Source organism: Rickettsiella endosymbiont of Rhagonycha lignosa, assembly GCF_964031165.1.
Classification (GTDB): domain Bacteria; phylum Pseudomonadota; class Gammaproteobacteria; order Diplorickettsiales; family Diplorickettsiaceae; genus Aquirickettsiella.
Genome location: NZ_OZ035011.1, coordinates 253,743 through 280,000, shown reverse-complemented (window position 1 = coordinate 280,000; position 26,258 = coordinate 253,743). Strand labels below are relative to the sequence as shown.

Annotated in this window: 26 protein-coding genes (1 of these 26 only partly in view); 19 read left to right on the top strand and 7 right to left on the bottom strand. The window is 34.4% G+C overall.

Going from position 1 to position 26,258, the window contains the following annotated elements; genetic code table 11:
- The 4 genes from nagZ to rho form a co-directional block, all read left to right on the top strand.
- A protein-coding gene (nagZ, locus tag AAHI99_RS01270; protein ID WP_342227885.1) for a beta-N-acetylhexosaminidase crosses the window boundary here: on the top strand, positions 1–490 show its 3' portion. Its footprint begins 536 nt before the window's first position; only the last 490 of its 1,026 coding nucleotides appear in the window; the start codon falls outside the window, past its left edge; it ends in the stop codon at positions 488–490.
- Between the two features lie 9 nt (positions 491–499).
- Positions 500–1,066, top strand: a complete 567-nt coding sequence (locus AAHI99_RS01265) for a hypoxanthine-guanine phosphoribosyltransferase (protein ID WP_339050878.1) — start codon at positions 500–502, stop codon at positions 1,064–1,066.
- Positions 1,067–1,109: 43 nt separating this feature from the next.
- Positions 1,110–1,442, top strand: coding sequence for a thioredoxin TrxA (trxA, locus tag AAHI99_RS01260; RefSeq protein ID WP_342227884.1), 333 nt, complete (start codon positions 1,110–1,112; stop codon positions 1,440–1,442).
- 287 nt (positions 1,443–1,729) lie between these two features.
- Complete coding sequence (rho, locus tag AAHI99_RS01255) at positions 1,730–2,986, top strand: transcription termination factor Rho (RefSeq protein WP_339050874.1); 1,257 nt, start codon at positions 1,730–1,732, stop codon at positions 2,984–2,986.
- Between the two features lie 198 nt (positions 2,987–3,184).
- Here the strand turns inward: rho and AAHI99_RS01250 are convergent, their stop codons facing one another.
- The 4 genes from AAHI99_RS01250 to AAHI99_RS01240 all read right to left on the bottom strand — a co-directional run bounded on the left by AAHI99_RS01250 (position 3,185) and on the right by AAHI99_RS01240 (position 5,908).
- Positions 3,185–4,117 carry a LysR substrate-binding domain-containing protein gene (locus AAHI99_RS01250; RefSeq protein WP_342227883.1) on the bottom strand — a complete coding sequence of 311 codons (933 nt, stop codon included), beginning with the start codon at positions 4,115–4,117 and terminating at the stop codon, positions 3,185–3,187.
- A gap of 61 nt (positions 4,118–4,178) precedes the next feature.
- On the bottom strand, positions 4,179–4,763 hold the full coding sequence (locus AAHI99_RS01245) for a disulfide bond formation protein B (RefSeq protein WP_342227882.1): 585 nt from the start codon (positions 4,761–4,763) through the stop codon (positions 4,179–4,181).
- Positions 4,764–4,774: 11 nt separating this feature from the next.
- Entirely contained in the window at positions 4,775–4,927 is a 153-nt protein-coding gene (locus AAHI99_RS07570; RefSeq protein WP_425288722.1) for a DUF5993 family protein, read from the bottom strand.
- A gap of 51 nt (positions 4,928–4,978) precedes the next feature.
- Complete coding sequence (locus AAHI99_RS01240) at positions 4,979–5,908, bottom strand: L-threonylcarbamoyladenylate synthase (protein ID WP_342227881.1); 930 nt, start codon at positions 5,906–5,908, stop codon at positions 4,979–4,981.
- A gap of 172 nt (positions 5,909–6,080) precedes the next feature.
- Between AAHI99_RS01240 and AAHI99_RS01235 the strand changes: the two genes are divergently transcribed.
- The 9 genes from AAHI99_RS01235 (at position 6,081) to AAHI99_RS01195 (ending at position 15,627) form a co-directional block, all read left to right on the top strand.
- Positions 6,081–7,616 (top strand): c-type cytochrome, encoded by a 1,536-nt coding sequence (locus AAHI99_RS01235; protein ID WP_342227880.1) that lies wholly within the window; start codon positions 6,081–6,083, stop codon positions 7,614–7,616.
- Positions 7,617–7,741: 125 nt separating this feature from the next.
- Complete coding sequence (gene coxB, locus AAHI99_RS01230; protein WP_425288721.1) at positions 7,742–8,548, top strand: cytochrome c oxidase subunit II; 807 nt, start codon at positions 7,742–7,744, stop codon at positions 8,546–8,548.
- Positions 8,532–10,115 carry a cytochrome c oxidase subunit I gene (gene ctaD, locus AAHI99_RS01225; RefSeq protein WP_342227879.1) on the top strand — a complete coding sequence of 528 codons (1,584 nt, stop codon included), beginning with the start codon at positions 8,532–8,534 and terminating at the stop codon, positions 10,113–10,115. Before coxB ends, ctaD begins: the two co-directional genes overlap by 17 nt.
- Positions 10,116–10,194: 79 nt before the next feature.
- On the top strand, positions 10,195–10,704 hold the full coding sequence (locus AAHI99_RS01220) for a cytochrome c oxidase assembly protein (RefSeq protein ID WP_342228387.1): 510 nt from the start codon (positions 10,195–10,197) through the stop codon (positions 10,702–10,704).
- Between the two features lie 228 nt (positions 10,705–10,932).
- Positions 10,933–12,159 (top strand): N-acetylmuramoyl-L-alanine amidase, encoded by a 1,227-nt coding sequence (locus AAHI99_RS01215; RefSeq protein ID WP_342227878.1) that lies wholly within the window; start codon positions 10,933–10,935, stop codon positions 12,157–12,159.
- A gap of 276 nt (positions 12,160–12,435) precedes the next feature.
- Positions 12,436–13,302 (top strand): cytochrome c oxidase subunit 3, encoded by an 867-nt coding sequence (locus tag AAHI99_RS01210; RefSeq protein WP_342227877.1) that lies wholly within the window; start codon positions 12,436–12,438, stop codon positions 13,300–13,302.
- A gap of 4 nt (positions 13,303–13,306) precedes the next feature.
- Positions 13,307–14,029 (top strand): SURF1 family protein, encoded by a 723-nt coding sequence (locus tag AAHI99_RS01205; RefSeq protein ID WP_342227876.1) that lies wholly within the window; start codon positions 13,307–13,309, stop codon positions 14,027–14,029.
- Entirely contained in the window at positions 14,026–14,613 is a 588-nt protein-coding gene (locus AAHI99_RS01200) for a hypothetical protein (RefSeq protein ID WP_342227875.1), read from the top strand. Before AAHI99_RS01205 ends, AAHI99_RS01200 begins: the two co-directional genes overlap by 4 nt.
- 3 nt (positions 14,614–14,616) lie before the next feature.
- Positions 14,617–15,627: a COX15/CtaA family protein gene (locus AAHI99_RS01195; RefSeq protein WP_342227874.1), complete on the top strand. Its 1,011-nt coding sequence runs from the start codon at positions 14,617–14,619 to the stop codon at positions 15,625–15,627.
- A gap of 303 nt (positions 15,628–15,930) precedes the next feature.
- On the opposite strand, the gene AAHI99_RS01190 is transcribed toward AAHI99_RS01195, so the two are convergent.
- The 3 genes from AAHI99_RS01190 to AAHI99_RS01180 all read right to left on the bottom strand — a co-directional run bounded on the left by AAHI99_RS01190 (position 15,931) and on the right by AAHI99_RS01180 (position 19,622).
- Positions 15,931–17,208, bottom strand: a complete 1,278-nt coding sequence (locus AAHI99_RS01190) for a hypothetical protein (RefSeq protein ID WP_342227873.1) — start codon at positions 17,206–17,208, stop codon at positions 15,931–15,933.
- A gap of 66 nt (positions 17,209–17,274) precedes the next feature.
- A complete protein-coding gene (locus AAHI99_RS01185) occupies positions 17,275–18,519 on the bottom strand; it encodes a hypothetical protein (RefSeq protein ID WP_342227872.1) in 1,245 nt (414 codons plus the stop codon).
- A gap of 53 nt (positions 18,520–18,572) precedes the next feature.
- The gene (locus AAHI99_RS01180; protein ID WP_342227871.1) at positions 18,573–19,622 is read right to left on the bottom strand and encodes a hypothetical protein; all 1,050 of its coding nucleotides are present in this window, start codon (positions 19,620–19,622) and stop codon (positions 18,573–18,575) included.
- A 314-nt stretch (positions 19,623–19,936) separates the two neighbouring features.
- Here AAHI99_RS01180 and cyoE point away from each other — a divergent pair, with 314 nt between their 5' ends.
- From cyoE to AAHI99_RS01150, 6 genes are all read left to right on the top strand, one after another.
- Positions 19,937–20,833, top strand: a complete 897-nt coding sequence (gene cyoE, locus AAHI99_RS01175; protein ID WP_342227870.1) for a heme o synthase — start codon at positions 19,937–19,939, stop codon at positions 20,831–20,833.
- On the top strand, positions 20,833–21,471 hold the full coding sequence (locus tag AAHI99_RS01170) for an SCO family protein (protein ID WP_342227869.1): 639 nt from the start codon (positions 20,833–20,835) through the stop codon (positions 21,469–21,471). Before cyoE ends, AAHI99_RS01170 begins: the two co-directional genes overlap by 1 nt.
- A 170-nt stretch (positions 21,472–21,641) precedes the next feature.
- The gene (gene mnmA, locus AAHI99_RS01165) at positions 21,642–22,727 is read left to right on the top strand and encodes a tRNA 2-thiouridine(34) synthase MnmA (RefSeq protein ID WP_342227868.1); all 1,086 of its coding nucleotides are present in this window, start codon (positions 21,642–21,644) and stop codon (positions 22,725–22,727) included.
- Positions 22,714–24,069 carry a UDP-N-acetylmuramoyl-L-alanine--D-glutamate ligase gene (gene murD / locus AAHI99_RS01160; protein ID WP_342227867.1) on the top strand — a complete coding sequence of 452 codons (1,356 nt, stop codon included), beginning with the start codon at positions 22,714–22,716 and terminating at the stop codon, positions 24,067–24,069. The genes mnmA and murD overlap by 14 nt, the downstream gene beginning before the upstream one ends.
- Position 24,070: 1 nt before the next feature.
- Positions 24,071–25,228, top strand: a complete 1,158-nt coding sequence (ftsW, locus tag AAHI99_RS01155; RefSeq protein WP_342227866.1) for a putative lipid II flippase FtsW — start codon at positions 24,071–24,073, stop codon at positions 25,226–25,228.
- A gap of 76 nt (positions 25,229–25,304) precedes the next feature.
- Positions 25,305–26,195, top strand: coding sequence for an FkbM family methyltransferase (locus AAHI99_RS01150; protein ID WP_342227865.1), 891 nt, complete (start codon positions 25,305–25,307; stop codon positions 26,193–26,195).
- The last annotated feature ends 63 nt before the right edge of the window (positions 26,196–26,258 follow it).

Genomic DNA, 26,258 nt, shown 5'->3' with positions numbered 1-26,258 from the left:
CACACATTTCACCGTCGACGACAGAGATTTTCAAACTATTGAGGCCGAGGACTTAATTCCATTTTCTCAATTAACACCTTACTTAGATGGCATAATGGCTTCACATATAGTCTACAATCAGGTTGATCCGTTACCCTGTGGTTTCTCCTCTTATTGGCTACAATCTATTTTGCGTCAACAATTGAATTTTACGGGTGCAATCTTCACCGATGATTTATCAATGAAAGCAGTACAGCATATGGGCACTATTTCTGAACGCGTTCATCTTGCTTTACAAGCTGGATGTAATGGATTATTAGTTTGTAATTCTCGAAAAGATGCTATCTTGGCATTAGAATATTTAGAACGCTACCCTGAATTAATTAAACTTTATAATTCTCAGCACTTGCAAAAATTATTTCCTCGTCGCACACTAACGCTCCCCGCACTGCAACAAACTGATGCCTGGCTTAGTGCGGTTAATCTATTAAAACCATTATTCGAATATTAGGATGCATTCATGTTAATTCCGAGTCATATACAAGAAGTCGAAAGAAAAGCGACTCGTCTTTTTACTAAAGAAGAAATCGAAAAAAGTTTAGATAATATGGCAAAGGCAATTAGCAATAAGTTAAGTGAAAGCAATCCTCTAGTCTTATGCGTCATGATTGGAGGTCTTATCCCAGCAGGAAATTTACTACCGCGCCTAGATTTTCCCTTAGAACTCGACTATGTTCATGCTACTCGCTACGCACATGATACAGTTGGGCAATCTGAAATACTCTGGATTGCTAAACCGCGCGTATCGCTCAAAGGTCGTAATATATTGATTATAGAAGACATTCTAGATGGTGGCTTGACATTAGCGGCTATCGTTGATTATTGTCATGCACAGGGAGCAAATACAGTGTATACCGCCGTCTTACTGGACAAACAAAAAGCTGAACGCTTGCCTGGAGGAACTACCTCTGCAGATTTTACAGCGATTACTATGGATCACGGTTTTGTTTTTGGGTATGGAATGGACTATAACGGTTACTTACGGAATGCTCCAGGTATTTACGTTGTAGCCCCTGAGCATGAATAATAACTTGCCAAATATTTTTTTTGAGGTCAAATAGGTTACTACCATGAATAACTCTTCCATTATTACTCTTAACGATACTTCCTTTGAAAAAGAAGTATTACAAGCTTCGTCACCTATACTCGTTGATTTTTGGGCAGAATGGTGTGGGCCCTGCAAAATGATCAGCCCTATTTTAGAGGAGCTAGCCACAAAGTATCTCGGAAAAATAAAGATTGCCAAATTAAATGTTGACGAGAACCCTAATACCCCGGCAAAATACGGTGTGCGTGGTATTCCTACATTAATCCTATTTAAAGATGGGAAAGCACTTGAAACTAAAGTCGGCGCCTTATCGAAATCTCAGTTAGAAACATTTTTAGATAAACATCTTGCTTAAAGACCAATGTATTCTATAACTATTTTTCTAAGTAGGATGAGTCTTGAGATAAACATTATTACCAGGCATTAATACTGCTTTTGGGATTTCAGGTAACTTTTTTCGCATCATTTATTTTAACCTATGCGTAGGAGCACTATTTGTATCTCTACTCGGATATAACATTATAAAATGAATTTATTTAACACGCTCTAAATTCTTGACACATCCTTTATATTAAATATTCCAATTAAATACTTAAACTTTACTCAATTTTTTACACTTCCTTTTATGAAAGAAACAATACTATGAATTTAACAGAACTCAAGAAAAACTCCCCGGCCGAACTCGTTGCCATCGCTGAAGAATTAAAAATAGACGGTCTAGGCCGCCTGCACAAAAAAGATATGATCTTTTCAATTCTCAAAGCACTCGCTAAAAGAGGAGAAGACATCTATGGAGATGGCGTATTAGAAATATTACCGGATGGCTTTGGCTTTTTACGTTCTGCAGAAGGATCTTACCTTGCCGGCCCTGATGACATTTATGTTTCTCCTAGTCAAATTCGACGCTTTAATCTTCACACTGGTGACACTGTTTCAGGAAAAATTCGTCCTCCTAAGGAATCTGAACGTTATTTTGCTTTACTTAAAGTCAGCGAAATTAATTTTGATGCCCCTGAAAATGCTAAAAATCGAGTTTTATTTGAAAACTTAACTCCTTTATTTCCCGACGAACGAGTGACGCTGGAACGTGGAAACGGCAGCACAGAGGATATCACCGCTAGAATTATTGATTTAGTTGCTCCCACTGGGAAAGGACAACGAGGTTTAATTGTATCTCCTCCGAAAGCCGGTAAAACGATGATGATGCAAAACATTGCACAATCGATTTCGCATAATTGTCCAGAATGCTATTTGATTGTTTTGTTAATTGACGAACGTCCTGAAGAAGTAACCGATATGCGTCGCTCGGTTCGTGGAGAAGTTATTGCAAGTACCTTTGATGAACCTGCAACACGCCATGTCCAAGTTGCAGAAATTGTTATTGAAAAAGCGAAACGATTAGTCGAACACAAAAAAGATGTTGTTATTTTATTAGATTCTATCACCCGTTTAGCGCGTGCTTATAATACCGTTATTCCTTCGTCTGGAAAGGTATTAACCGGTGGTGTCGATGCGAATGCATTACAACGACCAAAACGTTTTTTTGGAGCCGCACGTAATATAGAAGAAGGTGGTAGTTTAACCATCATCGCCACGGCATTGGTGGATACCGGTTCAAAAATGGATGATGTTATTTATGAAGAATTTAAAGGAACCGGAAATATGGAAATTCATCTTGATCGACGAATAGCTGAAAAGCGTATTTATCCTGCTATCCACTTAAATCGCTCCGGTACCCGACGTGAAGAATTACTGGCTAAACCCGATGTATTACAAAAAATGTGGATATTACGGAAAATTTTACAATCCATGGATGAAGTCACCGCTATGGAGTTCTTAATTGAACGTTTAAAAAATACCAAAACTAATGACGAGTTTTTTGACTCAATGAAGAAATAATCTTTTAAAAAAGTAAGCGCTAATTTTTTGACAATTGCCAAAAAATTGCGAATTGACTAGAAACATAAGCAAAAATTCAAATGCGAAGAATAAACTCATAGCAATAGGATTTTTGGCAAGGCGTCGCGAAAATGAAGCAACCGGAGTCTATTTAAGATATATGAGGATTGCAAATTGAGCGAGAATGCAGACAAAAATTCAAGTGCGAAGAGTATTAGTTGATTTGAGTTTTTTTTCTAAATCGGCTAATACATCTGGAAGCGTATCTTCAATTACTGTCGCTAATTTTCGGCAACAAGGTTCCAAAGCACTATCTTTACGCCATAAAATTCCAATTATTCTCTCTGGGATAGGAGCAGCAAACGGTTTGTTGATTGTCAAAGGATGCTCTTCCAAAGCTAATAAAGGGAGCAAAGTAATTCCCGCGCCGCTAGCTACCATATTCCGCAAAGTTTCTAAACTCGTTGCACGATAATTCATCTTTTCTTTTAGATTACTTTTTTTATGACAAACCTCTAATGCCTGATCCCTAAGGCAATGTCCTTCTTCTAAAAGAAGCAAATTATCGTTGTTTAAATCGTTTAAATGCAGCTCTTTAGAATTATGTAATGGGTGTGATGCAGGCATAACCAGAAAAAAAGGTTCTTTAAATAAAGTTTGTACAATCATGCCTTTATGCTGAACCGGTAACGCTAATATCACAGCATCTAAATTACCCTGATTCAATTGGGTTAAAAGAACCTCTGTTTTATCTTCATATAAATATAACGTGAGTTTCGGTAATTGCTGCTTTATGAAAGATAAAATATGTGGAAGTAAATAAGGGCCCAAACTGGGAATCAGTCCTAAACGTAACTCAACAGAAAAAGGATCGTTAGCTAATTTTGCCAATCGCTCAAGCTCATTTACTGCATTCAATACATGTTTTGCTTGTTCAACAATACGCAGGCCCGAAGCTGTAATTAATACTCTTTTTTGACCACGCTCAAATAATTGCACACCTAAAGCATGTTCTAATTTTTTCAATTGTATACTTAAGGTCGGTTGACTAACCGAACACGCTTTAGCGGCCTTTCCAAAATGACGATACTCAGCTATAGCTAATAAATATTTAAGATCTTTCAGATTCATAAAACCTCAAAAATAACAAGCTAATTTTTATCGCTTTTTTAGCATTGTTAAAAACAGAAAATTAAGTATGTTTAGAATGAGAGGCTACTAACTGAATCTCATATTTGACTGGATTTTCTGGGCAAGCTTTAATTCCACATTCTAAATAAGTAGAAATACCATTAAAAATGGCTAAAAGAAAAACCACTGCAAAAGCAGCATGAGTTAATAATTGCATGCCTTTGCTTTTAGATGGCTCATCATATTTATATTGAGGGAAAATACTAAAAATAATCGAGATATAAACGATAACACCTACACATAGAAGAAATAGCCAGGTATAAAGATGTAATCCCAATAAAGGTAAACCATAACCCGGGTCACCTGGGATTACATGAAGAAAGATTTGGCGCACGCAAATAGAAGCGGTAAGCATTGCCGATAATAACGACAAAGTATAATGCACTGGACGTATCTTAAATTGTACATTCAACAAAAAACCAAATGCTATTGCCAATACACCAAGCCGTTGCAATAAACATAAAGGACAAGGTAATTCGTGATAACCTATTTGTAAAATAAACGCGACTAACAACAAAAAAGCCAACCCTAAAGCATCTATCGCGTTAAGAGTTTTAAGAATTTTTACTACTTTGGAGGGATGCATAATAATTACCCCTAAAATTGCAGAGATAACTGATTAGTTATATGATGGATGAACACAAACGCTGTTAATAGCAAAAAGACGATAAATAAACCTATAGCAAGCTTTCTCTGCTTGCACCAAGCCAAAAGCACACAAAGACTATAGAGAAAGAAAAGCGCTAACATAAGTGTCCAACATATAAGTGCTTTTAATCTAGCCTAGTTTTGTTAAAAAATCTATGTTGAATACTTATCTAATATCACTTGTATCCCTGCCCATGATTTAAGCATTGGCACCGATTCCACCAAAATTGCATCGTTGACATGCTGTCCGGCCTCATGTAGATATTTATATAGCACCTTTCCATATTGGCTAGCATCATTGGGCATGTGAATCCAAGTTAAGTTTTTAGATTTTTTCTTTGTTGAACTCAATCCAAGCACAGTTAATGTTTTATGTTGATTTAAATAATTATCGATAATTAACGCTAATTCTTGCTTGGAAACTTGTTTTAATCGCGGCTTTTTAGACAAGGAATGAGATAATGTGCACTCCTCAATTTCGTATGGCGTGATAGGTTTTAGTTGTTCTAATGAAATAGCACCCAATCTAAGTATACGCGGAATATCAAAAGTCACATCTATAATTGTCGATTCAATCCCAATAGCACAAGGTCCACCATCTATAATAAGCTCGAGCTCATTATCAAATTCCTGTCGCACATGCTCAATTTGCGTAGGACTAAAATGAGACGAACGATTCGCAGAAGGTGCTGCCAAGCCACTACCAAAAGAATTTAGGATGGCTTGTGCAATAGGATGATCCGGCACTCGTAAACCTATTTTATCTTGTCCGCCAGTTAATGCTGTCAACACAGATTTTTCTTTATATAAAATAAGCGTCAAAGGACCTGGCCAAAAATGCTGAGCTAATTTTTCAGCTATCAATGGAACATCACGAGCCCATTTATCCAATGAATGTTCTTTAGCCAATAAAACGCTTAAAGCTTGATTAGTGGGACGTTCTTTCAATGCAAAAATTTGTTGAACTGCTGCTAAATTTCTTGCATCTCCCGCCAAGGCATAGACCGTTTCAGTAGGAAAAACAATCAATTTTCCTTCTTTTAAACGCTTAACAGCGTTAGCTAATTCATTTGAATTAATCATTTGATAAAGCTCACTTTAATTAGCAGGCAATATTTAAAAAAGTTATCTGTCATGCTACTAAATAGATTATAATGTTTTGACTTAATTTGAACAAACTACTTGAAGCCCTACGCTGCATGAAGCACATGCATTTAGCTTCAATACATATAAAAGATTGGATTCGTAAAGGACTATGAATAAAATAATCTTAAGCTATCTCTATAAATTTTTAAAAGATACTTTTTTTCTATTTTTACTTTTTCTCATAGCAAATTTAGCATTCGCCAACTCGAATGTTGATAAAATAAAAAAAAATCCAGAGCTCAATATCCCCTATCCTACCATTAATTACCCTAAAGATGCTGCAATACGCCAACTCATTAAGCGCGGCGAATATTTAAGTAAAGCTGGAGATTGCATTGCTTGTCATACCGATACCAAACATCATGGCAAACCTTTTGCAGGAGGTTTAGGAATTTACACCCCTTTCGGAAGTATTTATTCTCCTAATATTACGCCAGATAAAACCACAGGAATAGGATCTTGGAGTGATAAAGATTTTATCCGTGCCATGCACCAAGGAATAGCACCTGATGGAAGTTATTATTTTCCGGTTTTTCCTTTTGCTAGCTTCACAAAAATCACTTCTGATGACCTATTAGCTATCAAAGCTTATTTATTTAGTTTAACTCCTGTTAAAAAAGCTAACCAGGCCAACGAAATGATGTGGCCATTTAATTGGCGTTTCTTGCAGTTAGGATGGCGAATTTTATTTCTTCGCTCGGGAAATTATGAAGCAGATAAGCACCAAACTGAAGCTTGGAATCGTGGTGCTTATTTAGTCCAAGGTTTAGGTCACTGCGGCATGTGCCATACCCCTTTGAATTTGCTAGGCGCAGAAAAAAAGAAAAACTATCTAACAGGAGGTTTTATCCAAGGTTATTATGCACCTAATATTAGTGCAAGTGGTTTAAAAAAAGTTAGTATCGATGATATCCGTGCTGTCTTTAAACAAAACAAAATGCTAAGAAACGCAGGTGACGTCGCTGGGCCCATGGCAGAAGTAAATAGTAATAGCCTTAAATATTTATCTATCGATGATCTAAATGCCATAGCCATTTATTTAAAAACTGTAAAAAGCCAAGTTCCTTATTCCCCCTTTAGTGGACCCATTACTGCTAAAACTGGCCACAAAGTGTATGAGACTTATTGCGCAGTTTGTCATGCCAGCGGAGCCGCAGGCGCTCCTAAGCTAGGAGATACCACTGAATGGAAAAAACGTCTAAAGCAAGGAAAAAATATCGTTTATGATCGGGCTATTCACGGTTTTAACTCGATGCCACCTAAAGGGACTTGCACCGGCTGTTCTGATGATGCAGTAAAAGCTGCTGTTGATTATCTTATTCTGAATGATCAAAGTGGATCAACTCAAACCATTCCAGTACAAGAAATACCGCTTAGCTTAGAAGCAGGAAGACAAATTTATCAGCAACACTGCGCCATTTGTCATAACTATGGAAAATTAGGTGCCCCTATTTTAGGAGATAAAAAAGCCTGGAAACCCATTATTGAAAAAAATATCGATGTGTTATTTACACATACGATTTATGGATATAAAAAAATGCCTGCAAAAGGTGACTGCAAAAATTGTAGTAATTCTGAATTGGAAGCGAGCGTAAAATATATGGTTCAACAAAGCAAAACCATTGGAAATTATTCTTTGTGGTAAGGTTTTAAATTTAGCATTTTTTTAATTATTTTTTTTATTTAAAAAACTGAGATAAAAAAACATTTAAAATTAAAAAATAAAATAATGTCTTTAATTGTGAGAGTAATAAAAAGGATAGTGTTGACATGGATCGTGTTAAAAGATTTTTTTTAGTTTTTTTTATTTTCCTTTATTTTCTGGTTACTCCCGGATTGGCTTTCGCAGCATGGCAAACCAATATGCCAATAGGCGTAACACCTATCAGTCATGCTATTTATCACTTACATATGTTGGTATTTTGGATCTGCGTAGGCATTGCAGTTGTAGTCTTTAGCATCATGATTTATTCGTTAATTCGACATAGAAAATCGCGAGGCGCTCAAGCTGCTCAATTTCATGAGCATTTGGCCTTAGAAGTTGCTTGGGCAATTGTACCGTTTATTATATTAATCGTCATAGCGATTCCCGCCACTAGAACCTTAATTAAAATGAATGACAATAGTGATCCGGAACTAACCATAAAAGTTACCGGATATCAATGGCGTTGGCGCTATGCTTATTTAGATCAAGGCATCGATTTCTTTAGCAATCTCTCTACGCCTACTCAAGAATTACAGAATCTGGCAAAAAAAAATCAATGGTATTTATTAGAGGTTGATCATCCATTAGTCGTACCTATTCATAAAAAAATTAGATTTCTATTTACTTCGAATGATGTCATACACTCATGGTGGGTGCCAACCTTAGGTATTAAACGCGACACCATTCCAGGATTTATTAATGAAGCCTGGGCAAAAATAGATACTCAAGGCATTTATCGTGGCCAATGTGCAGAATTGTGTGGAACAAACCATGCATTTATGCCTATTGTCGTAAAAGCGGTTAGCGAAAAGGATTTTAATTTATGGGCCAAACAACAATCAGGAGAACTTCTGCATGGAACAAGCACTTGATCTGGAACATTCGGCTCCTCATGGTTTTTTAGCATTCATAAAACGTTGGCTGTTCACAACCAACCACAAAGAAATTGGAACATTGTATCTCTTATTTAGTTTACTCATGTTTTTTATCGGCGGAATCTTTGCTCTATTGATCCGTGCAGAATTATTTCAACCAGGAGCACGTTTACTTAATCCAGAATTTTTCAATCAAATGACAACATTACATGGCTTAGTGATGTTATTTCTTGCCATCATGCCGGCATTTTCCGGTTTTGCAAACTGGATGATCCCATTGATGATAGGTGCGCCTGATATGGCTATGCCGCGGATGAATAATTGGGCGTTTTGGATTTTGCCCGTCGCGGCAATCTTACTTTTTAGTACCTTATTTATGGATGGTTCGGCACCTAATTTTGGTTGGACTATGTATGCCCCCTTATCAACTACCTATGGACCGGCAAGCACAGATTATTTAATTCTTGCAATCCATTTAATGGGACTTTCTTCGTTAATGGGTGCAATTAACATTATTGTCACGCTTCTGAATCTTCGAACACCTGGAATGACAATGATGAAAATGCCCATCTTCTGTTGGAGCTGGTTTGTTACGGCTTTTTTGCTTATAGGAGTGATGCCGGTTTTAGCGGCTACAGTTACGATGATGCTTATGGACAGACATTTTGCTACAAGTTTTTTTAACGCTGCGGGTGGAGGGGATCCTTTACTTTATCAACATCTTTTTTGGTTTTTTGGTCATCCTGAAGTTTATATAATTATACTTCCTGCTTTCGGTATTATCTCACAGATTATTCCGACGTTTAGCCGAAAAAAACTTTTTGGGTACCGATTTATGGTGTATGCGTTGTTAGCCATTGCATTCTTATCTTTCATTGTTTGGGTGCATCATATGTTTGTAACAGGCGTTCCGTTGGCCGCGGAATTATTTTTTATGTACACCACTATGCTGATTGCTGTACCGACGGGCGTGAAAGTTTTTAATTGGGTAACCACCATGTATCGGGGCTCTATAAGCTTTGAAACCCCCATGTTATTTGCTTTAGCATTTGTTATCTTATTTACTATCGGTGGTTTTTCGGGTGTCATGCTATCCATGGTTCCAGCGGATTTTCAATATCAAGATACCTATTTTGTGGTCGCACACTTCCATTATGTCTTAGTTCCTGGTGCTTTGTTTGGCGCTATTGCCGGAGCTTATTATTGGTTACCTAAAATGACTGGAGTTATGTACAATGAACGCTTAGGTCAATGGCATTTCTGGTTATCGGTTATCGGCGTCAATCTGACGTTTTTCCCGATGCACTTTTTAGGCCTTGCCGGTATGCCAAGGCGAGTAGCTGATTACTCATTACAATTTGCAAATTTTAATGCCATTGCCAGTTTAGGCGCTTTTTTATTTGGCTTTGCGCAATTATTTTTTCTGTATATTATTATTCAATCTATGCGTGGAAAAGGAAAAAAAGCCAGTGCTCAAGTTTGGGAAGGCGCTGAAGGCTTAGAATGGACCTTAAGTTCACCTCCTCCTCTTCATAGTTTTACTACACCCCCAAAATTCGAGTAATGCAAATAACGTGTCTGTTATCCGAACAAAATTATCCAATAAAAAAATTTTAATTTTGCTGGGTTTTACAACATTAATTATGTTTGGTTTTGGCTTTGCCATGATTCCACTTTATAACGTACTTTGTAAAAATTTAGGCATTAATGGTAAAACCGATAAAAATGCCTATCTCACTTCGAATGAGATTGATTGGTCACGTAGTATTCGTGTGGAATTTTTGACAAATAACAATAATTATCTTCCTTGGGATTTTTATCCTAGACTTCAGCATATTCAATTACATCCCGGAGAAAATATTTTAGTTTATTTTGCTGCGCAAAATAATTCAAATCGTCTAATGACAGTGCAAGCGATTCCCAGCGTTTCTCCAGGATTAGCCGCACGTTACTTAAAAAAAACTGAATGTTTTTGTTTTACCCAACAAACATTTAATCCAGGACAACGCCGCGATATGCCGGTTTTATTTCATATCGATCAACATTTACCTAAAAATATTAATACCATTACTTTAGCTTATACTTTATTCGACACCAGTGGTTTAAAAAATACCAAATTAACGTCGCAAACTTTAAAGCACATTCCGGCCTAATTATCTGTTTATGCAAACAAATTCACCTACTATTGCACCGCTTTTTATTCTTTGCTATTGTAATTAACCTATTATATAACTATATTCATTTGTTATTTCATAATCTTTCTTTAAAATTTATCGATGCGCTATTTTCACTTAACAAAATTCAATATTTTATTAATTCTTAGCTTTTCATTTTTACTACAAGCCTTCAATCCGATCCATTCCGAATCATTAGACCGGAAAATGAATCAAAACCAGTGGGTAATAACTCCAAATCCTGCTGATCGTTGTAATTATAATCAGCGAATAAAATTTATAGTCCTGCACTATACCGTTTCAGACGAAAAAGACTCTCTAAAAGTACTCAAAGAAGGAGATGTTAGTGCACACTATTTAATTCCAAAAGAAGCTAAACCCAATGGAACGGATTTATGGCAATTAGTTCCTATAAAATATCGCGCCTGGCATGCAGGGCAAAGCTACTGGCAAACACGTAATCATCTCAATGATACGTCGATAGGAATTGAAATTATTAATTATGGATATGGGCTAAAACAAGCTTCCGGAAAAATTTTATGGCCCTATCAAGTAGAAAATAAGATTAAATTTTTTCTTATTCAGGCAATAAAAAAGGATAAGAGTTTTTATGCTTTGTTAATTAAAAAAAACTTACTTTCTGCATTTCTTGAAGATATTATGCGCGGTTTAGTTCCTCCACGCGATGATCAAACTTACAAAAAATATATATCGGAAAAAATTATCAAAAAATATACTAACTTGACAAATACTCTTCGAGAACAACATGATCCTTTTTTAAATATTAAAATTAACGATCTCTATGAATTACAGCAACAAGGTAAATTAGTTTGGGACGATTACACGCCTCATCAACGTAAAGTTCTTGTATTTTTGCTTAAAAAATTAACTAAAGAATTAGAAGTGAAAGACAAAAATGGTAAGGTTTGTGAAAAAATCCAACCAACTGACATCGTCGGCCATTCAGATATCGCCCCAGATAGAAAATCAGATCCAGGTCCGCGATTTCCGTGGAAATATTTAGCAGAACAAGGAATAAGCGCTTGGCCTAATAAACAGGATGTTGATTCTTTTCTAAAAGAATCAACCAAAAATAAAAATATCAATCTCATTTGGTTACAAGATAATTTACGTTTATATGGTTACAATATTCAAACGACAAAAATATTAGATACACAAAGTAAAGATGCCATACGTGCCTTTCAATGGCATTTTGAACCCGATAATGCATCTGGAATCCCTAGTCTGAAAACAGTTGCTCTATTGAAAGCGTTGATTAAAAAGTATCCTCCCATTGGAAGCCAACCTCAAATGAGTAGTACGACTCAATTAAAAAATAATATAAACTCTGGATGGAAAGATCTTAAAAATCAACTTTTAATTTTAGATAAAGACTTAAAAGCTACAAAAAAACAAATAGATTCATTTTTCTAATACTGTAGCCGTTGTCTTTTAGCTATATGCTAGATTAAACTTTAAACATTTAATCGCATACTAAAATTGCTCTTATATTTAAACCAGACAATTTTGGGAAATATAGGTGTAAATAGTGGGAAATCAAATTCTGTTTAATTTTTTTAGATTAAGTTGAATCTAAAATACACTTTTTGCCTATACTAGCCGATCAGTTCATAGCTTTTTTAAATGGAAGTTCTGACTTTTCTAGAGTAGATTCAACAAACATAAGATCACGTTAAAGGACAAACGCTGATGAAAAACAAAGATTCTTTATATTATGTGCCCAAACAAAGTGCTTGGCCGATTATAGGCGCACTAGCTTTGCTCTTTTTAGCATTTGGCTCACTCAACCTAGATAAACATTGGGGGCTTATTGCATTTATAGTCGGCATAGCTGGTTTAATATTTATGTTAAGCGGTTGGTTATGGCATGTTACAGAAGAAAGTAATGCCGGATTATACAATCAACAAATGAATAAAACGTTTCGTTGGGGAATGTTATGGTTTTTAATCTCTGAGTTATTTTTATTTGGCTTATTAATTGGCTCTATTATTCAGGTACGATTTTCTATTACTCCATGGCTAGCCGGGCAAAGTGGCGATGCATCACAGTTAACCCATTATTTACTCTGGCCAGATTTTGCTAGGCATTGGCCCCTAATAAAACCCCCAAGCGCAAATGCTGCTGCAAACACACTGGCTATTGGTTCTATGCGTCAAATGCCACTTATCAATTTAATAATATTACTGTCAAGTGCTTTACTTCTGACAGATTCATTATATCATCTTAAAAAATTGCGCTATAAATTATGTCGCATAACTCTAAATATAGCTATTTTTCTAGCGTATATTTTTTTAATTTCACAAACCTATTACTTTATCCACCTGATTCATGTCCATATCATTGCGCAAAGTGGAGTTTATGGTAGTTTTTTAATTGGCTTCTTAGGATTACATTTATTAAATATTGTGGCTGCATTGTTGTTTTTAAGCATTTTATGTTTCCGAATTTATAAAAATAATTTATTAGAAAAAAATGTTTTTTCCTTCGATGCTGCTGTTTGGTGGTGGGATTTCTTAGCAGCAATCTGGATATTAGGTTTTTTTTGGATTTTTTGAGCTAATGAAAAAAAATATCATTTATATTCAGTTGTATAACTATTGCTTTGCACCTACGTTACTTCCTAGCTTATTAACAATCATCTTACTTCCCTTGCTTGTTTATTTAGGATTTTGGCAAATCCATCGTGGTGACATTAAAAACCATATTCAAAAATTATTTTTTCAACGATCGTTGCCGATACCTATCAATTTAAATCAAAACAAAAATATAGATTTAGATAAAAATTATTTTCCTAGTGAAATGCAAGGTCACTTCGATAATAAACATACTTTTTTGTTAGAAAATAAAATATATTTACATAAAGTAGGTTATGAAATACTAACTCCATTTATTTTAAACGCTGGACAAAAAGCCATATTAGTAAATAGAGGATGGATCACACAAGGTATAGATAGAAAACACATACCAAGCATACCGTCTTTTGCTAAAAAGATAAATTTGCATGGATTAATTGTATTTCCAAGCAAAACCTTTAGCTTTACAGAAGCATATGAAAATGGGTGGCCAAAGAGGATACAATCTATCAATCCAGAATTTTTAAAAAAAAATAATTTTAAGTCTTTTATATTCATTATTAACACTCCATCAGCTTATAGCTTTACGCCGATCTGGCAACCCATATCCCTACAAGCCAGCCGACATTATGCCTATGCCTTTCAATGGTTTGGTTTAAGTTTAACTTTACTTATTGCTTATTTTTCTACGCATATCCGCCGTTTATGAAAAAGAAAAAATCAAAAAATTATTTATTTATCTTTGGATTGTTATTAGCTATATTTTTTATTCCATTAATACTATCCGCCATACTTTATAAAAAAAATCCAATCTGGTTACATCATAAAACAATCAATAAAGGTATTCTTATTGCTTCAAGCCTAAATTTGCAGCAGATAAAATTAAACCCTGATAAATCGACACTCCCTTCGTTTAAACATAATTGGTTTTTATTTTATTTGGCAACTGCTCCCTGTCGCGAACTGTGTAAAAAAAATTTGCATACCATGCGGCAAATTACAGTTGCATTAGGAAAATATCGTTATCGTGTAAGTTATGGCTTAATCTTAGTTAAAGAAAATTCATCGAATATTTATCCATTTATACATCAAGGGGTAGGCTTGCAGAACTATACAATTTCTAAATTAGAATTTAAAAAAAATTTTTCTGCTTTGGACTTTAGAAATCTCCGCGAAGCCTATTTTATAGCCGATCCGGTTGGAAAAATTATTTTATATTACCCTAGCAATGTTGATGGCGAAGATATCTATCAAGATTTAATGCGTCTTTTAACAATTTCAACAACAGGATAAATCATGCAATTGCAAAACAAATCCGCTTTATATTTTTTGTATATTGCTTTTTTTTTGGCTTTCATTGTTGTACAGCTTGGAGCTTTAACTCGCTTAAAAGATGCTGGTTTAGGATGCCCCGATTGGCCAGGCTGTTATGGAAAATTAACCTTGCCCAATAAATCTATCCAATTAATGAATGGACCTTATAGTGGTCAAAAACTAATTCCTGAAAAAGCATGGCCGGAAATGATCCATCGCTATGCTGCAGCTACATTAGTCATATTATGTTTTGCTGGGGTTGTTTTAATTATTTATAAATATAAACTTCCTCAACAACCCGTATGGATAGCGACTAGTTTGCTTTTTTTACTATTTTTGCAAGGTTTATTAGGAAAATGGACTGTCACCTTGCGACTGCATCCTTTGGTGGTTATGTCTCATTTACTAGGAGGCTTAGGATTATTAAGTCTGCTTTGGCTATTAATTCTACGACTCAATCAGTTACCCATACGACAATCTTTCGGAGAACATAAATTAAGATCATGGGCAGCATTAGGTTTATTTTTGATCGTTATACAAATTAGTTTAGGTGGTTGGACCAGCGCTAATTATGCCGCGTTTGTTTGCCCTGATTTTCCCCGATGCCAGGGACAATGGTGGCCAATGATGAATTTTTCTGCGGCTTTTCATCTTTGGTTAAGTACTAATATCACCTACGAAGGCGGAATCCTATCGCAAACAGCACGAACCGCCATTCAAATGAGTCACCGGATTATGGCTATAATTACAAGTATCTACCTTGTTTTATTGGTTTATAAACTATTTAAGGTATCGAAAATAAATTTTTTACGCAACCTTGGGGTATTACTGTTATTCTTGCTAGTGCTGCAAATTAGCTTTGGTGTTTTAAACGTATTATGGATGCTCCCCTTGCCCATTGCGATGGCACACAATGCCATCGCAGCACTATTATTATTAACCTTAATTACATTAAATATTAGTTTAAACAAATATTCATTAAAAAAACTTTAATTTAATTAAATTTGTTATCAAATATAAATTCACTATTACAAATTTTACTCCCATTAGTATAAAATTTTTCTTTTATTGAAAAGAATTTGCTAATGGTTCTTATTAAACCGTTCAATTTTTTTGTTTTAACACTTTTTTGGCTTAAATCAAAACCGTTATTAATTTTTTTTCTTTTAAGTCATAAGTTGTAAAATGTTGAATATTAACTGATTTTCTATATGTTCCATTCAGTTCAGAAAAAACATTAGTATTGTCGAAATAATACTTTTTTTTCATAATTTATCTTTCTCTTTTTTTTATTATTTAGGCGGAAAAAGTAGTGGAATTATCCTCTTTTATATTTAAATGAATATTTTCTAATAATATCCCTCCTCTCGTTTTCTTGTTATAATTAAACAAATTACTTAAAGGGAGGAATAAAAAATTACGATGCTTGTTAAGAATATTAGTAGTAGCCTCTTGACGAATCTGACGAAAAAAGGTTTGGCAATTCGGCTTGGCTAGCTTAATCAATAAACCATTGATAGTAATTAATTTACTCTTAGTGATGTTTGCATCGTAAAAGAAGTGTTTTTTATGTAAATGTTCTTGATACTTTTTTAATAAATTTTCAATCTTCTCTTTAGTCTCAAAATTCCAAGCAAAAAAATTAGTTTCCGAAGCCACAAGCGTGTTGTTAGTTATAGAGTCAGACTTTGTATCGGATGCATCTAATTGAACACGATTAGGAATATTTTCATTCACTTCTTCTGAGACTTTATAAACATTAGTTTTCTCACTGTCCAAGGGCCCGGCAAATAGTCGTTCCAAAAACCAAGATACCTCATCAGAATTATTATCTTTATTAGCAGAACCATGAGTTTCAAAATGAATAGTTTCTTGATTATCATTATTTTCGTATGATTGTTCTTGTTGCATGTCCTTCTTTTTTCTTGGCAGCGTGTCAGCAGGCCTAGTATCAGTTAGGACAAAACCATTCTGTTCCTTTCTAACGAAATAGGGGTCAATAAATAAACCAATTATACTTATGTCTTCACGGGTAATTTTTAGCTTTTCAAAAATATCTTTAGCTATTTCTGTTATTTTGTTTTGATGCTCGCTGTCTATGTTCAGAGTAGTTTCTTCAGTGCATGATTGTCTTAAATGATCATTTTTTTGGTTATGAATTTTAATAATTTCGTTAAAGAAAGGTTTTAAAAGATCGAATAATTGATTTTTTCTGGAAATACCTAATTTTTTTTTATAAAGCATTAACAAAGGATAAGGATTGTTAGTATCTGGCGTACGAAATTCTTTTTTAATTAAAAAATTACCTTTTTGCACTATTTGAAGTTTTTTAAACGTTATTTCAGGCTTTAATTTTTTAAATTTCTTAAAGTTTTTGTTCGCCAGCCCCAAACAGATTAGTTGCATACCGATTAAAAAATCTTTAAGTGTATTATCATTGAGGAGTTTACTACCATTTTTACAATATTGGTCAATATTTAAACGATACTCTTGGCTAGTACGTTCAAGCTCCTTATTACCATTGGGATACAAAGCAAAACTTGCATTGTTAACAATATCAAAAAAAATCCGCATCTTCTTATTAATCTCATTAAATTAGAAAGAAACAGTTTAAAAGTCCCTTTTTAACTTAACAAGTATTTATAGACTCAACGGTTGGACATTAATATTGCTTTGCAGGCCTGTTAATTGTTCTTCAAGCTTGTTAACTAACAACTCACTCCTAACCTTTCCTCCACCAAAAAATGTTGCAACACAACGTAACAACGATATCCCTCGATATTCAGATAAAATAGTTTTTGCTTCCTTGATTGTTTTCTTTAGACCTAAAATTTTGCTTTGGGTAATATTTCTACTAGAAATATTTTCTTGTGGCTGGCACGTTTCAGAATTTAACAATGACTCAATTTCTTGGATAATCAGCTTTAATTGTTGAGATTTATTGTTAGCACATTTACTTTTTAGTAAATATAATTTTTGGCCATAGTCAATCAAATTCTGTTTGGAATTTTCTATAAGTTCTATTAGTTCATTTTGATTGAGCTGGTACAACTCATTTATTTGTTGATCAAGTTTGTTCACTTCATCATCTAAAGATCCAGGCAGTTTATAATGCGGATCAAATTCAGCGAATTCTTCCTTCAAAAAATTGACTTGTAGTTCAACTGCATTTTTTAAAATGTCAATTGTTTTAGATCTATTAGGATGTATACATAAATTTAAATACTTATTGCCAATAACCTCAAATTTGGTTTGCAACTCATTAAAATGTTGATGTGAATTTTCAAATTTTTTTAAAAAATCTATTAGCCAGTATAGCTGCTGAAAAGAAAAATCAATTTGGATTTTTTCGTCTCCTTCTATAAATTGTATTAATTCTAATTGCTTCTCCAAATAAATTTGATAGCAAGGTGAAAATTTTTTTTCAAAATAAGTTTTTTTTATTTTTTTCAATAGCTCATCAATTCTTTTACCGAAGATTGAATCAATTGCCGCAATTGACTCTATCACATCATCGGAGTTATTAAATTCATTGCTTTTTAAAATTTCAAACTTGTTTTTTTGTATGGCTAAAGCACTATTTATAGTTTGAATTTCATTTTGATCAAAATATATCTCTATGATCGACATTAAATAATTTATTTGCTCAATTTTAGCTTTTATTGAAAAATTTTGTTTAATGAAATCATTAATTTTATTAATTGATGCAGTTATTGCTTCACCTTTAATATTTTCTTTAGCATTGAGTAGATCTTGAGATTCCTTTAGTAGTTTATCAAATCCATAAAATTCATCAAAGATTTTTAATTGTTCTTCTACTAAAGATAATTGTTCCAATAACTCATTAATTTTAACTGAATGTACAAATGGATATATTGATGGCATGTGCTAACCCCTTATTATTTTCATAAAGGGCAGAAAAATCTGCCCTTGTTTATCTAAGCAGTCGGACGAACAGAAAGCACTTCGTTGACCTCGTTGATTAACGGGTTCAGTTCATTCCGTAATTGCTCTACATACTCTTTACTTTTCACTTTTCCACCACCCCAAAGCGTAGCAAGACATTTAAAGGGCGAAAAACCACGGTACCGTTCTAAAATTTTAAGATTCTGTGTATTATTAATTATGGCGTCTAATTTAGAGATATTTTGTTTTAATGTTTTTAATTGATCAGTCGATGATATATTATCTTTGTCGTTACTGTTCTTTCTTATCTGTGCAGCTAATTCGGTAATCGATAATAATATTTCTGATTTTTCTTTTCCATTAAAAGATCCGTTTTCAATCTTTTCACCATGACATTTTATATTTTTAAAATGTTCTGAACTGTTTATTTTAATAAAAAATGAATTAATTTTTTTCTCTGCAAACAAAGTTGTTTTTGCATTTTCTACTGCATTTTCTCCAAGTGGATCATCATGCATAGATACTCTTCTATTAAAACTTTCATCTATAGATTTAGAATCTTCACTGTATACTGAAGTTTGTCGATTGAAGTTCAAGGTTTGTGTAGGTATATTATTTAGTAAGTCTTCATGCTCTTTATCAAGTAAATTGTGCACTATGTCAGAAGTCCTTGGATATTGAGGTGATTCAGGGGTTGCATTAGAAATAATTTGTTCTTCTAAATTTTCGTTTTCATCCAATCTCTTAAAATCATAATCTTGCTCGGCTTGTATAAATTTAAAAAAATGCTCGATGGAATCTTCATTTATCAAATTATTTTCTTCTAAAAAATCTTTTTGTTTGGAGTCTAAATATTTTTGTAGATTTTTTCCTTGAGATTCCTCGACTTTAAAAGATAGTAAATATTTATCAGAAGATGCGTAATTATCCATTAAATCAATACTAATTGACCCTTGGCTTTTAATTATTTTTTTTAACTTATAATTATGTTTTTTTATTACAATATAATTAAAGTTTTTTTCTTTAAGCTCATCTTCAGGTATAAACGAATTTTTAGGCGTAGCTAGATAGATAGTTGGCATAAATCAAACCTCTTTTTTATTATTTTTATATTTATTAAATGATATTTTTATTTCATTTAATTTTTAATCGAAAACAATTTATCATTAATAAATTAATTTTGTCTAGTTATTTTTTTTATTTTTTTAAAAATTAAAAAAATAAAAAAAATATTTAATAATATAAATTATTTATTTACTTTAAAATTTAGTTTTAAATTTACAAATACCTACTAATAATTAATTTATTTTTTCTCAATACTCTACCCATAATAGAATTATTCTCGTATAATTTTTTTCGATGAATGAAGGATGTGCTAAAAAGCATAAGGAAAAATATGTTAAAGAATTTTACTATTTGTCTGGTTAGTAAGACGCGAATTTATTTAGAATTAGGGAAATGGCGCGTCACTAGTTTAATGTTAATTACCGTTTGGGTCGGCATGTCACTCGCTACTTCGAAACCGATTTCTTTACAGCTAAGTTTATTTACATTATTAGGTATCGGTTTAGTAGCCATTTCTGCAGGGTCACTAAACCATTTATTAGAATATCGATTGGATAGCCTAATGACACGGACTGAGCGAAGACCATTACCACAAAAAAAAATTTCTTCTATGCATGTTTTGCTATTTTCATTAGCAACCAGTTTATTTGGGTTAGTCATAGTAGGATTATCGAGTAACTTATTAACTTGTTTTTTAAGCTTTTCAAGTTTAATTGTTTATTCATTTATTTATACTTTATATTTAAAAAAGCATACCGCGCAAAATATCGTTATCGGTGGTTTAGCAGGTGCAACACCTCCTTTGCTGGGTTGGACAGCAGTAACAGGAAATATTGATCCGGGTGGCTTACTCCTAGTGTTAATTATATTTATTTGGACACCCCCGCACTTTTGGTCATTGGCTATTGCAAGACATAGCGACTATGCAAAAAGTAATTTGCCTATGTTGCCAGTGACGCATGGTATTGCTTTTACTAAGCAACAAATTTTACTTTATACCTTGCTTCTAACTGGAATCAGTTTGTTACCTTTCAGCATAGGCATGAGTGGATATTTTTATTTAATTGCCGCTTTATTATTAAATACAGGATTTATAGTTGCAGCGGCTAATTTATTAAAGCAAACTAAAGCTACAACAGCGATAAAAACATTTCATTACTCGAATTTTTATTTACTCATGCTGTTTGCGTGTTTGTTCATGGACCATTCTTTAATGAGGAATATTTAATGACCTGCCCTGTCTCTAATAAACGATTTTTAACCTTTATCATTTTTACCATACTCGCTTTAGTCTTAGGCTTAGGCGTTAATCTTTGGTATTCTGCAAAAACTCGAGTAACGCTACCCATTGCGGGAACTAGCATCGATCAACCTCAATTAATACCTGAGTTTCATCTAGTAAATGGACTAGGCAAACCATTTACTAATCATAGTTTAAAAGGTCATTTCAGCTTCCTGTTTTTTGGTTACACTTATTGTCAAAGTATTTGCCCGTTAACAATGGCTATGTTGACACAACTTTATACGGAATTAAAAGCCGAAAAAATCCCTCTCCCGCAAGTAATATTTATTACACTCGATCCTAGACGAGATACTCCTAAAGTAGTGGGATCTTATGTTAAAGCCTTTAATCCTAATTTCATCGGTCTTACCGGACCGTTAGCAGGAATCCAGCAACTGAGCAAGCAAATGGGTGTGGTGTATATTCAAGCTCAGCAAAGCAAATCTTCAGAAAATAACTACCAAATTGACCATAGCGGGACTTTATATTTAATCAATCCTGAAGCTAAATTGGCGGCTATTTTCTCTCCTCCACATGATGTAAGCAGCATTAAACAAGACTATAAAAACTTAATTAATCAATAATAAAAAAGAAAAAATAGATCTTTTTCGGCTATTCTACTGATAACTAGAGTAGCTTAACGTAAATTAGGGGTGGCGTTCATCGAATAACTAGAAAGTTAGCCTAAATGGAGGTAAATTAACCCACAAGTGTTCTCATAATAATATGACTTAGGTCAAATTTAAAAAATTACATGAAAAAACAACGTGTCATGGTCGGCCTCTCGGGGGGCGTGGATTCCTCAGTGACTGCTTTGTTGCTTAAAGAGCAAGGCTATCAAGTCGAAGGGCTGTTTATGAAAAACTGGGAAGAAGACGACACCGAAGATTACTGTTCTGCCAGTGCCGATATTGCGGATGCACAAGCTATCTGCGATAAATTAGAGATTCCATTGCATACTATTAATTTTGCAGCCGAATATTGGAATCGTGTGTTTACACATTTTTTAGCCGAATATCAATTAGGTCGCACACCCAATCCGGATATCCTATGTAATAGGGAAATTAAATTTAAAACTTTTCTTGATTATGCCCTGCAATGCGGCGCCGATTTTATTGCCACCGGCCATTATGCGGGAATATCTCATGAAAATAACACCTATCAATTACTTAAATGTGCCGATAAAAATAAGGATCAAACCTATTTTTTGTATACTTTAGGTCAAAAGCCATTAGCCAAAACCTTATTTCCATTGGCCAATCTTACCAAATTGAAAGTACGACAAATTGCTAATCACGCAGGTTTTCTTAATGCAACTAAAAAAGATAGTACCGGTATCTGCTTTATTGGCGAACGCAAATTTAAACATTTTTTACAAACCTACCTACCTGCGCAGCCAGGCAAGATTGAAACATTAACCGGTGAAGTCATTGGAGAACATGATGGCTTGATGTTTTACACCTTAGGTCAACGCCAAGGATTGCGCATCGGGGGTCGGAAAGAAAAATCCGGATCGCCCTGGTATGTCGCCGATAAGCAGCTCGCGCGAAATACCTTAATCGTGGTACAAGGACACGACCATCCTCAACTTTTTTCGACTGCTTTGGCCTGCACACAATTGCATTGGGTCAACGATTGCCCTCCCAACAGCCCATTGTATTGCACAGCAAAAACACGTTTCCGGCAAGTTGAAACGCCTTGCCTAATCAAACCTTCAAGCAACGATAAATATCTAGTAGAATTTGAAATGCCGCAGCGAGCGATTACACCTGGTCAATCGGTTGTTTTTTATCAAGGTCAAACCTGCTTGGGAGGCGGAGTCATTGATGCCACTGTCTAATTCTTGTAATACCCGTTTGATCATCGGCTTAGGAGAAACTGGACTTTCCTGTGCACGTTATTTTACCCGATTAAACTTGCCTTTTACGCTCCTGGATAGTCGTTTAAATCCACCAAGATTATCGGAATTTCAAAAAGAATTTTCGCACGCTGCCTATTATTTAGGACCTTTTAATCCGCAACACTTCCAAAATTGTAAAGAGTTGATTGTTAGTCCCGGTGTCGATCTTAACGAGAAAAACATTTGCAGTGCCATTAAGCGATATAAACTTAAACCTTTCGGTGATATCGAATTATTTGCCCAACACGCTCGTGCACCTATCATCGCGATTACTGGGAGCAATGCCAAAGGAACTGTGACTAGCTTAGTAGGCAATATGATAGATCAATCAAAATTAAAGGTTGGAGTGGGTGGAAATATCGGCAAACCGGCATTAGATTTGCTTGATGAACCCATACCCGATTTTTATGTATTAGAAATTTCAAGTTTTCAATTAGAAACTACTTATAGTTTGCGTCCTAAATTAGCAAGCATACTAAATATCAGTCCTGATCATTTAGATCGTCATAAAACTTTAACTGCCTACATACAAGCAAAGCAACGAATTTATCAAGAATGTGAAATAGCTTTATGGAATCGAGAAGATTCAAATACTTATCCTAAATTTAAAGCAAAAAAAATAATCAGTTTCGGTTTAGAACCACTAAAATCTGATTTAAAAGAATTTGGTTTGCAAACTATTAATCAAAAAACCTATTTTACAAAAGGGAATCAAATTTTATTGCCTGTTGAAAAAATACCTATCAAAGGCCGACATAATTGGACCAATGCCTTGACAGCTTTAACGATAGGCCATGCGATTGGATTATCCACGTCAGCTATGCTAATTGCATTGTGTCAATTTAAAGGTCTACCTCACCGCTGCCAATGGGTTAAAAAGCATGAAGGTGTAACTTGGTATAATGATTCTAAAGCAACCAATGTTGGGGCAACACTTGCCGCGCTTAATGGATTAGGCCCAGCTATTTCAGGTAAAATTATTTTAATTGCTGGAGGTTTAGCTAAAGGCGCCGATTTTTCATTGTTAAATGATCCCATAAAGCGTTATGTTAAAAAAATGATTTTAATTGGTCAAGATGCTGCTTTATTAAAAAATTCATTAAAAAAAAGCACAGCCATCGAACTGTCTGCAGATTTGGCGCAGGCCGTAAAAATAGCTCATCAAACTGCCACTCAAGGTGATATTGTTCTTTTATCTCCTGCGTGTGCCAGTATGGATATGTTTAAAAATTATGAAGAGCGTGGTGATGTTTTTAGCGATTTAGCACGAGGAATCCATTGATATGTCAAAAACCAGCAATCCCGATGTTACATCCATCGTTTTGTATGATCGTTGGTTACTAGTTGTCATTGTTACTTTACTTGCATTCGGTTTATTAATGGTCGCTTCTACCTCAATTGTGATTTCTGAACACCAGTATGGCCAATCTTTCCATTTTTTTTTCCATCAACTATTTTACTTAATCTTAGGAGTCGCCGCTGGAATAATTGTAGTTCAAATAAAAACCTCATATTGGCAACAAATCAGTCTTGCATTGTTAATACTCAGTATTGGTTTACTTTTTTTAGTTTTATTACCTGGTATCGGCAGACAAGTTAATGGAAGTATGCGTTGGTTAGGCTTTGGCCCATTTGGATTACAAGTGTCTGAATTCGTCAAATTAACCATGATTGTTTATTTGGCTGGTTATTTAGTACGCCAAGAAAAACAAGTGCAAAATCAAATTCGTGGCTTCCTCAAGCCATTAATGGTTCTTGCGGTGATTACTTTTTTACTCTTACGCGAACCTGATTTTGGAGCCGCCACAGTGATATTGGTCACTAGTTTAGGAATGTTATTTTTAGCGGGCGTAAGGATTTGGCAATTTATTGTTTTGTTAGTCGGTGTAGCAATTATTTTAGGTATCTTAGCGGTTAGTTCACCTTATCGTTTAGCACGTCTAACAACTTTTCTTAATCCTTGGGCTAACCAATTTGATTCAGGCTATCAATTAACTCAATCATTAATTGCTTTTGGTCGTGGAGGTTGGTTTGGCGTGGGACTGGGGGAAAGCATACAAAAGTTATTTTATCTTCCTGAAGCACACACAGATTTTTTGTTTGCCGTGCTTACCGAAGAACTAGGCTTGATCGGTGGATTATTTATGATTCTATTATTTTCACTATTAGTCTGGCGGGCATTATATATAGGCTATCGTTGTTTTAATATTGGCCAACGTTTCTCAGCTTATCTTGCCTATGGGATCGGTTTAAACATTGCTTTACAATTCATGATTAATATTGGTGTCAATACCGGCGTTTTACCCACGAAAGGTTTAACATTACCCCTCATGAGCTATGGAGGAAGCAGTTTACTCATGACCTGTATCATGCTGGCTTTATTGTTGCGTATCGATTATGAATATCGTTTAGTCCAGCTTGGGTTTAGAATCTATGATTAAAATATTGTCCTACCCTTTCTGCGCCATAAAAAGTATGATCAGTTATCTTTATGACCTAATTCTATGTCGTTTCCGAATGGAATCTTCTAAAATACAACGGCTTGTATATCACTTACCTTGGTATTCAAGATTCTCACAACACCATTTAGGATGCTATCTTAGAAAGATACATAGAAAAAATCGTTTAAAAAATTATCCTCAATTGGCCTGTGTTCCTAGTGATACCATAGGTCAAGCGATAGTACTTAACGGTCTTTACGAAGAAGAATTCTTAATCAGTTTTGAAATAATTTTTAAAAATTATTTGGACAAATTTAAACAACAAACCTTAATAGATGTCGGTGCAAACATTGGCAATCATGCACTGTTTTTTTCACGCTACTTTAAAGAAATTATCGCTTTCGAACCTAATCCAACGGCTTTAAAATTACTGGACATCAACATTTTTTTAAATCAAACAAAAAATATTCATGTTATCCCCGTAGGTTTAAGTAATGTACCTGGCACTCTACCTTTTTTTGAAGACCCAGAAAATCTAGGTGGCGCTGGGTTTAACTTTAAAAACTATCACTCAATTTCTAAACAAAAACTTAATTTAGAAAAAGGTGATACGATTTTATCTCGAGACTTTACATCTTCTTCAATCGGTGTAATGAAACTCGATATTGAAGGACTTGAACTACCTGCCCTACAGGGACTTAAGCAAACTTTAATTCGCCATCAACCTATTATTTTCTTTGAAGCACATACTTCCCAAGGGGAAATGGGTTCTCAAGCCATTTTTGACTATTTGACTCAACTTCATTATGCTTATTTTTACACCATTGAACGAAAGAAGCTCACTACAAGCTTAATAGGCTTTTTTACAAGGCTTCTAAAAGGCTATGAAATCATTATAAGCCCACTTACTAGACCAGAAAATCGATTTTATTCCCTCATAATAGCAACAACCGCGTCTTTAGAATAAAATCTATAAAAGCTGAATTGGTTGAGCCTTTGCACAACTAATGCCACAATATACCTCCTTTTT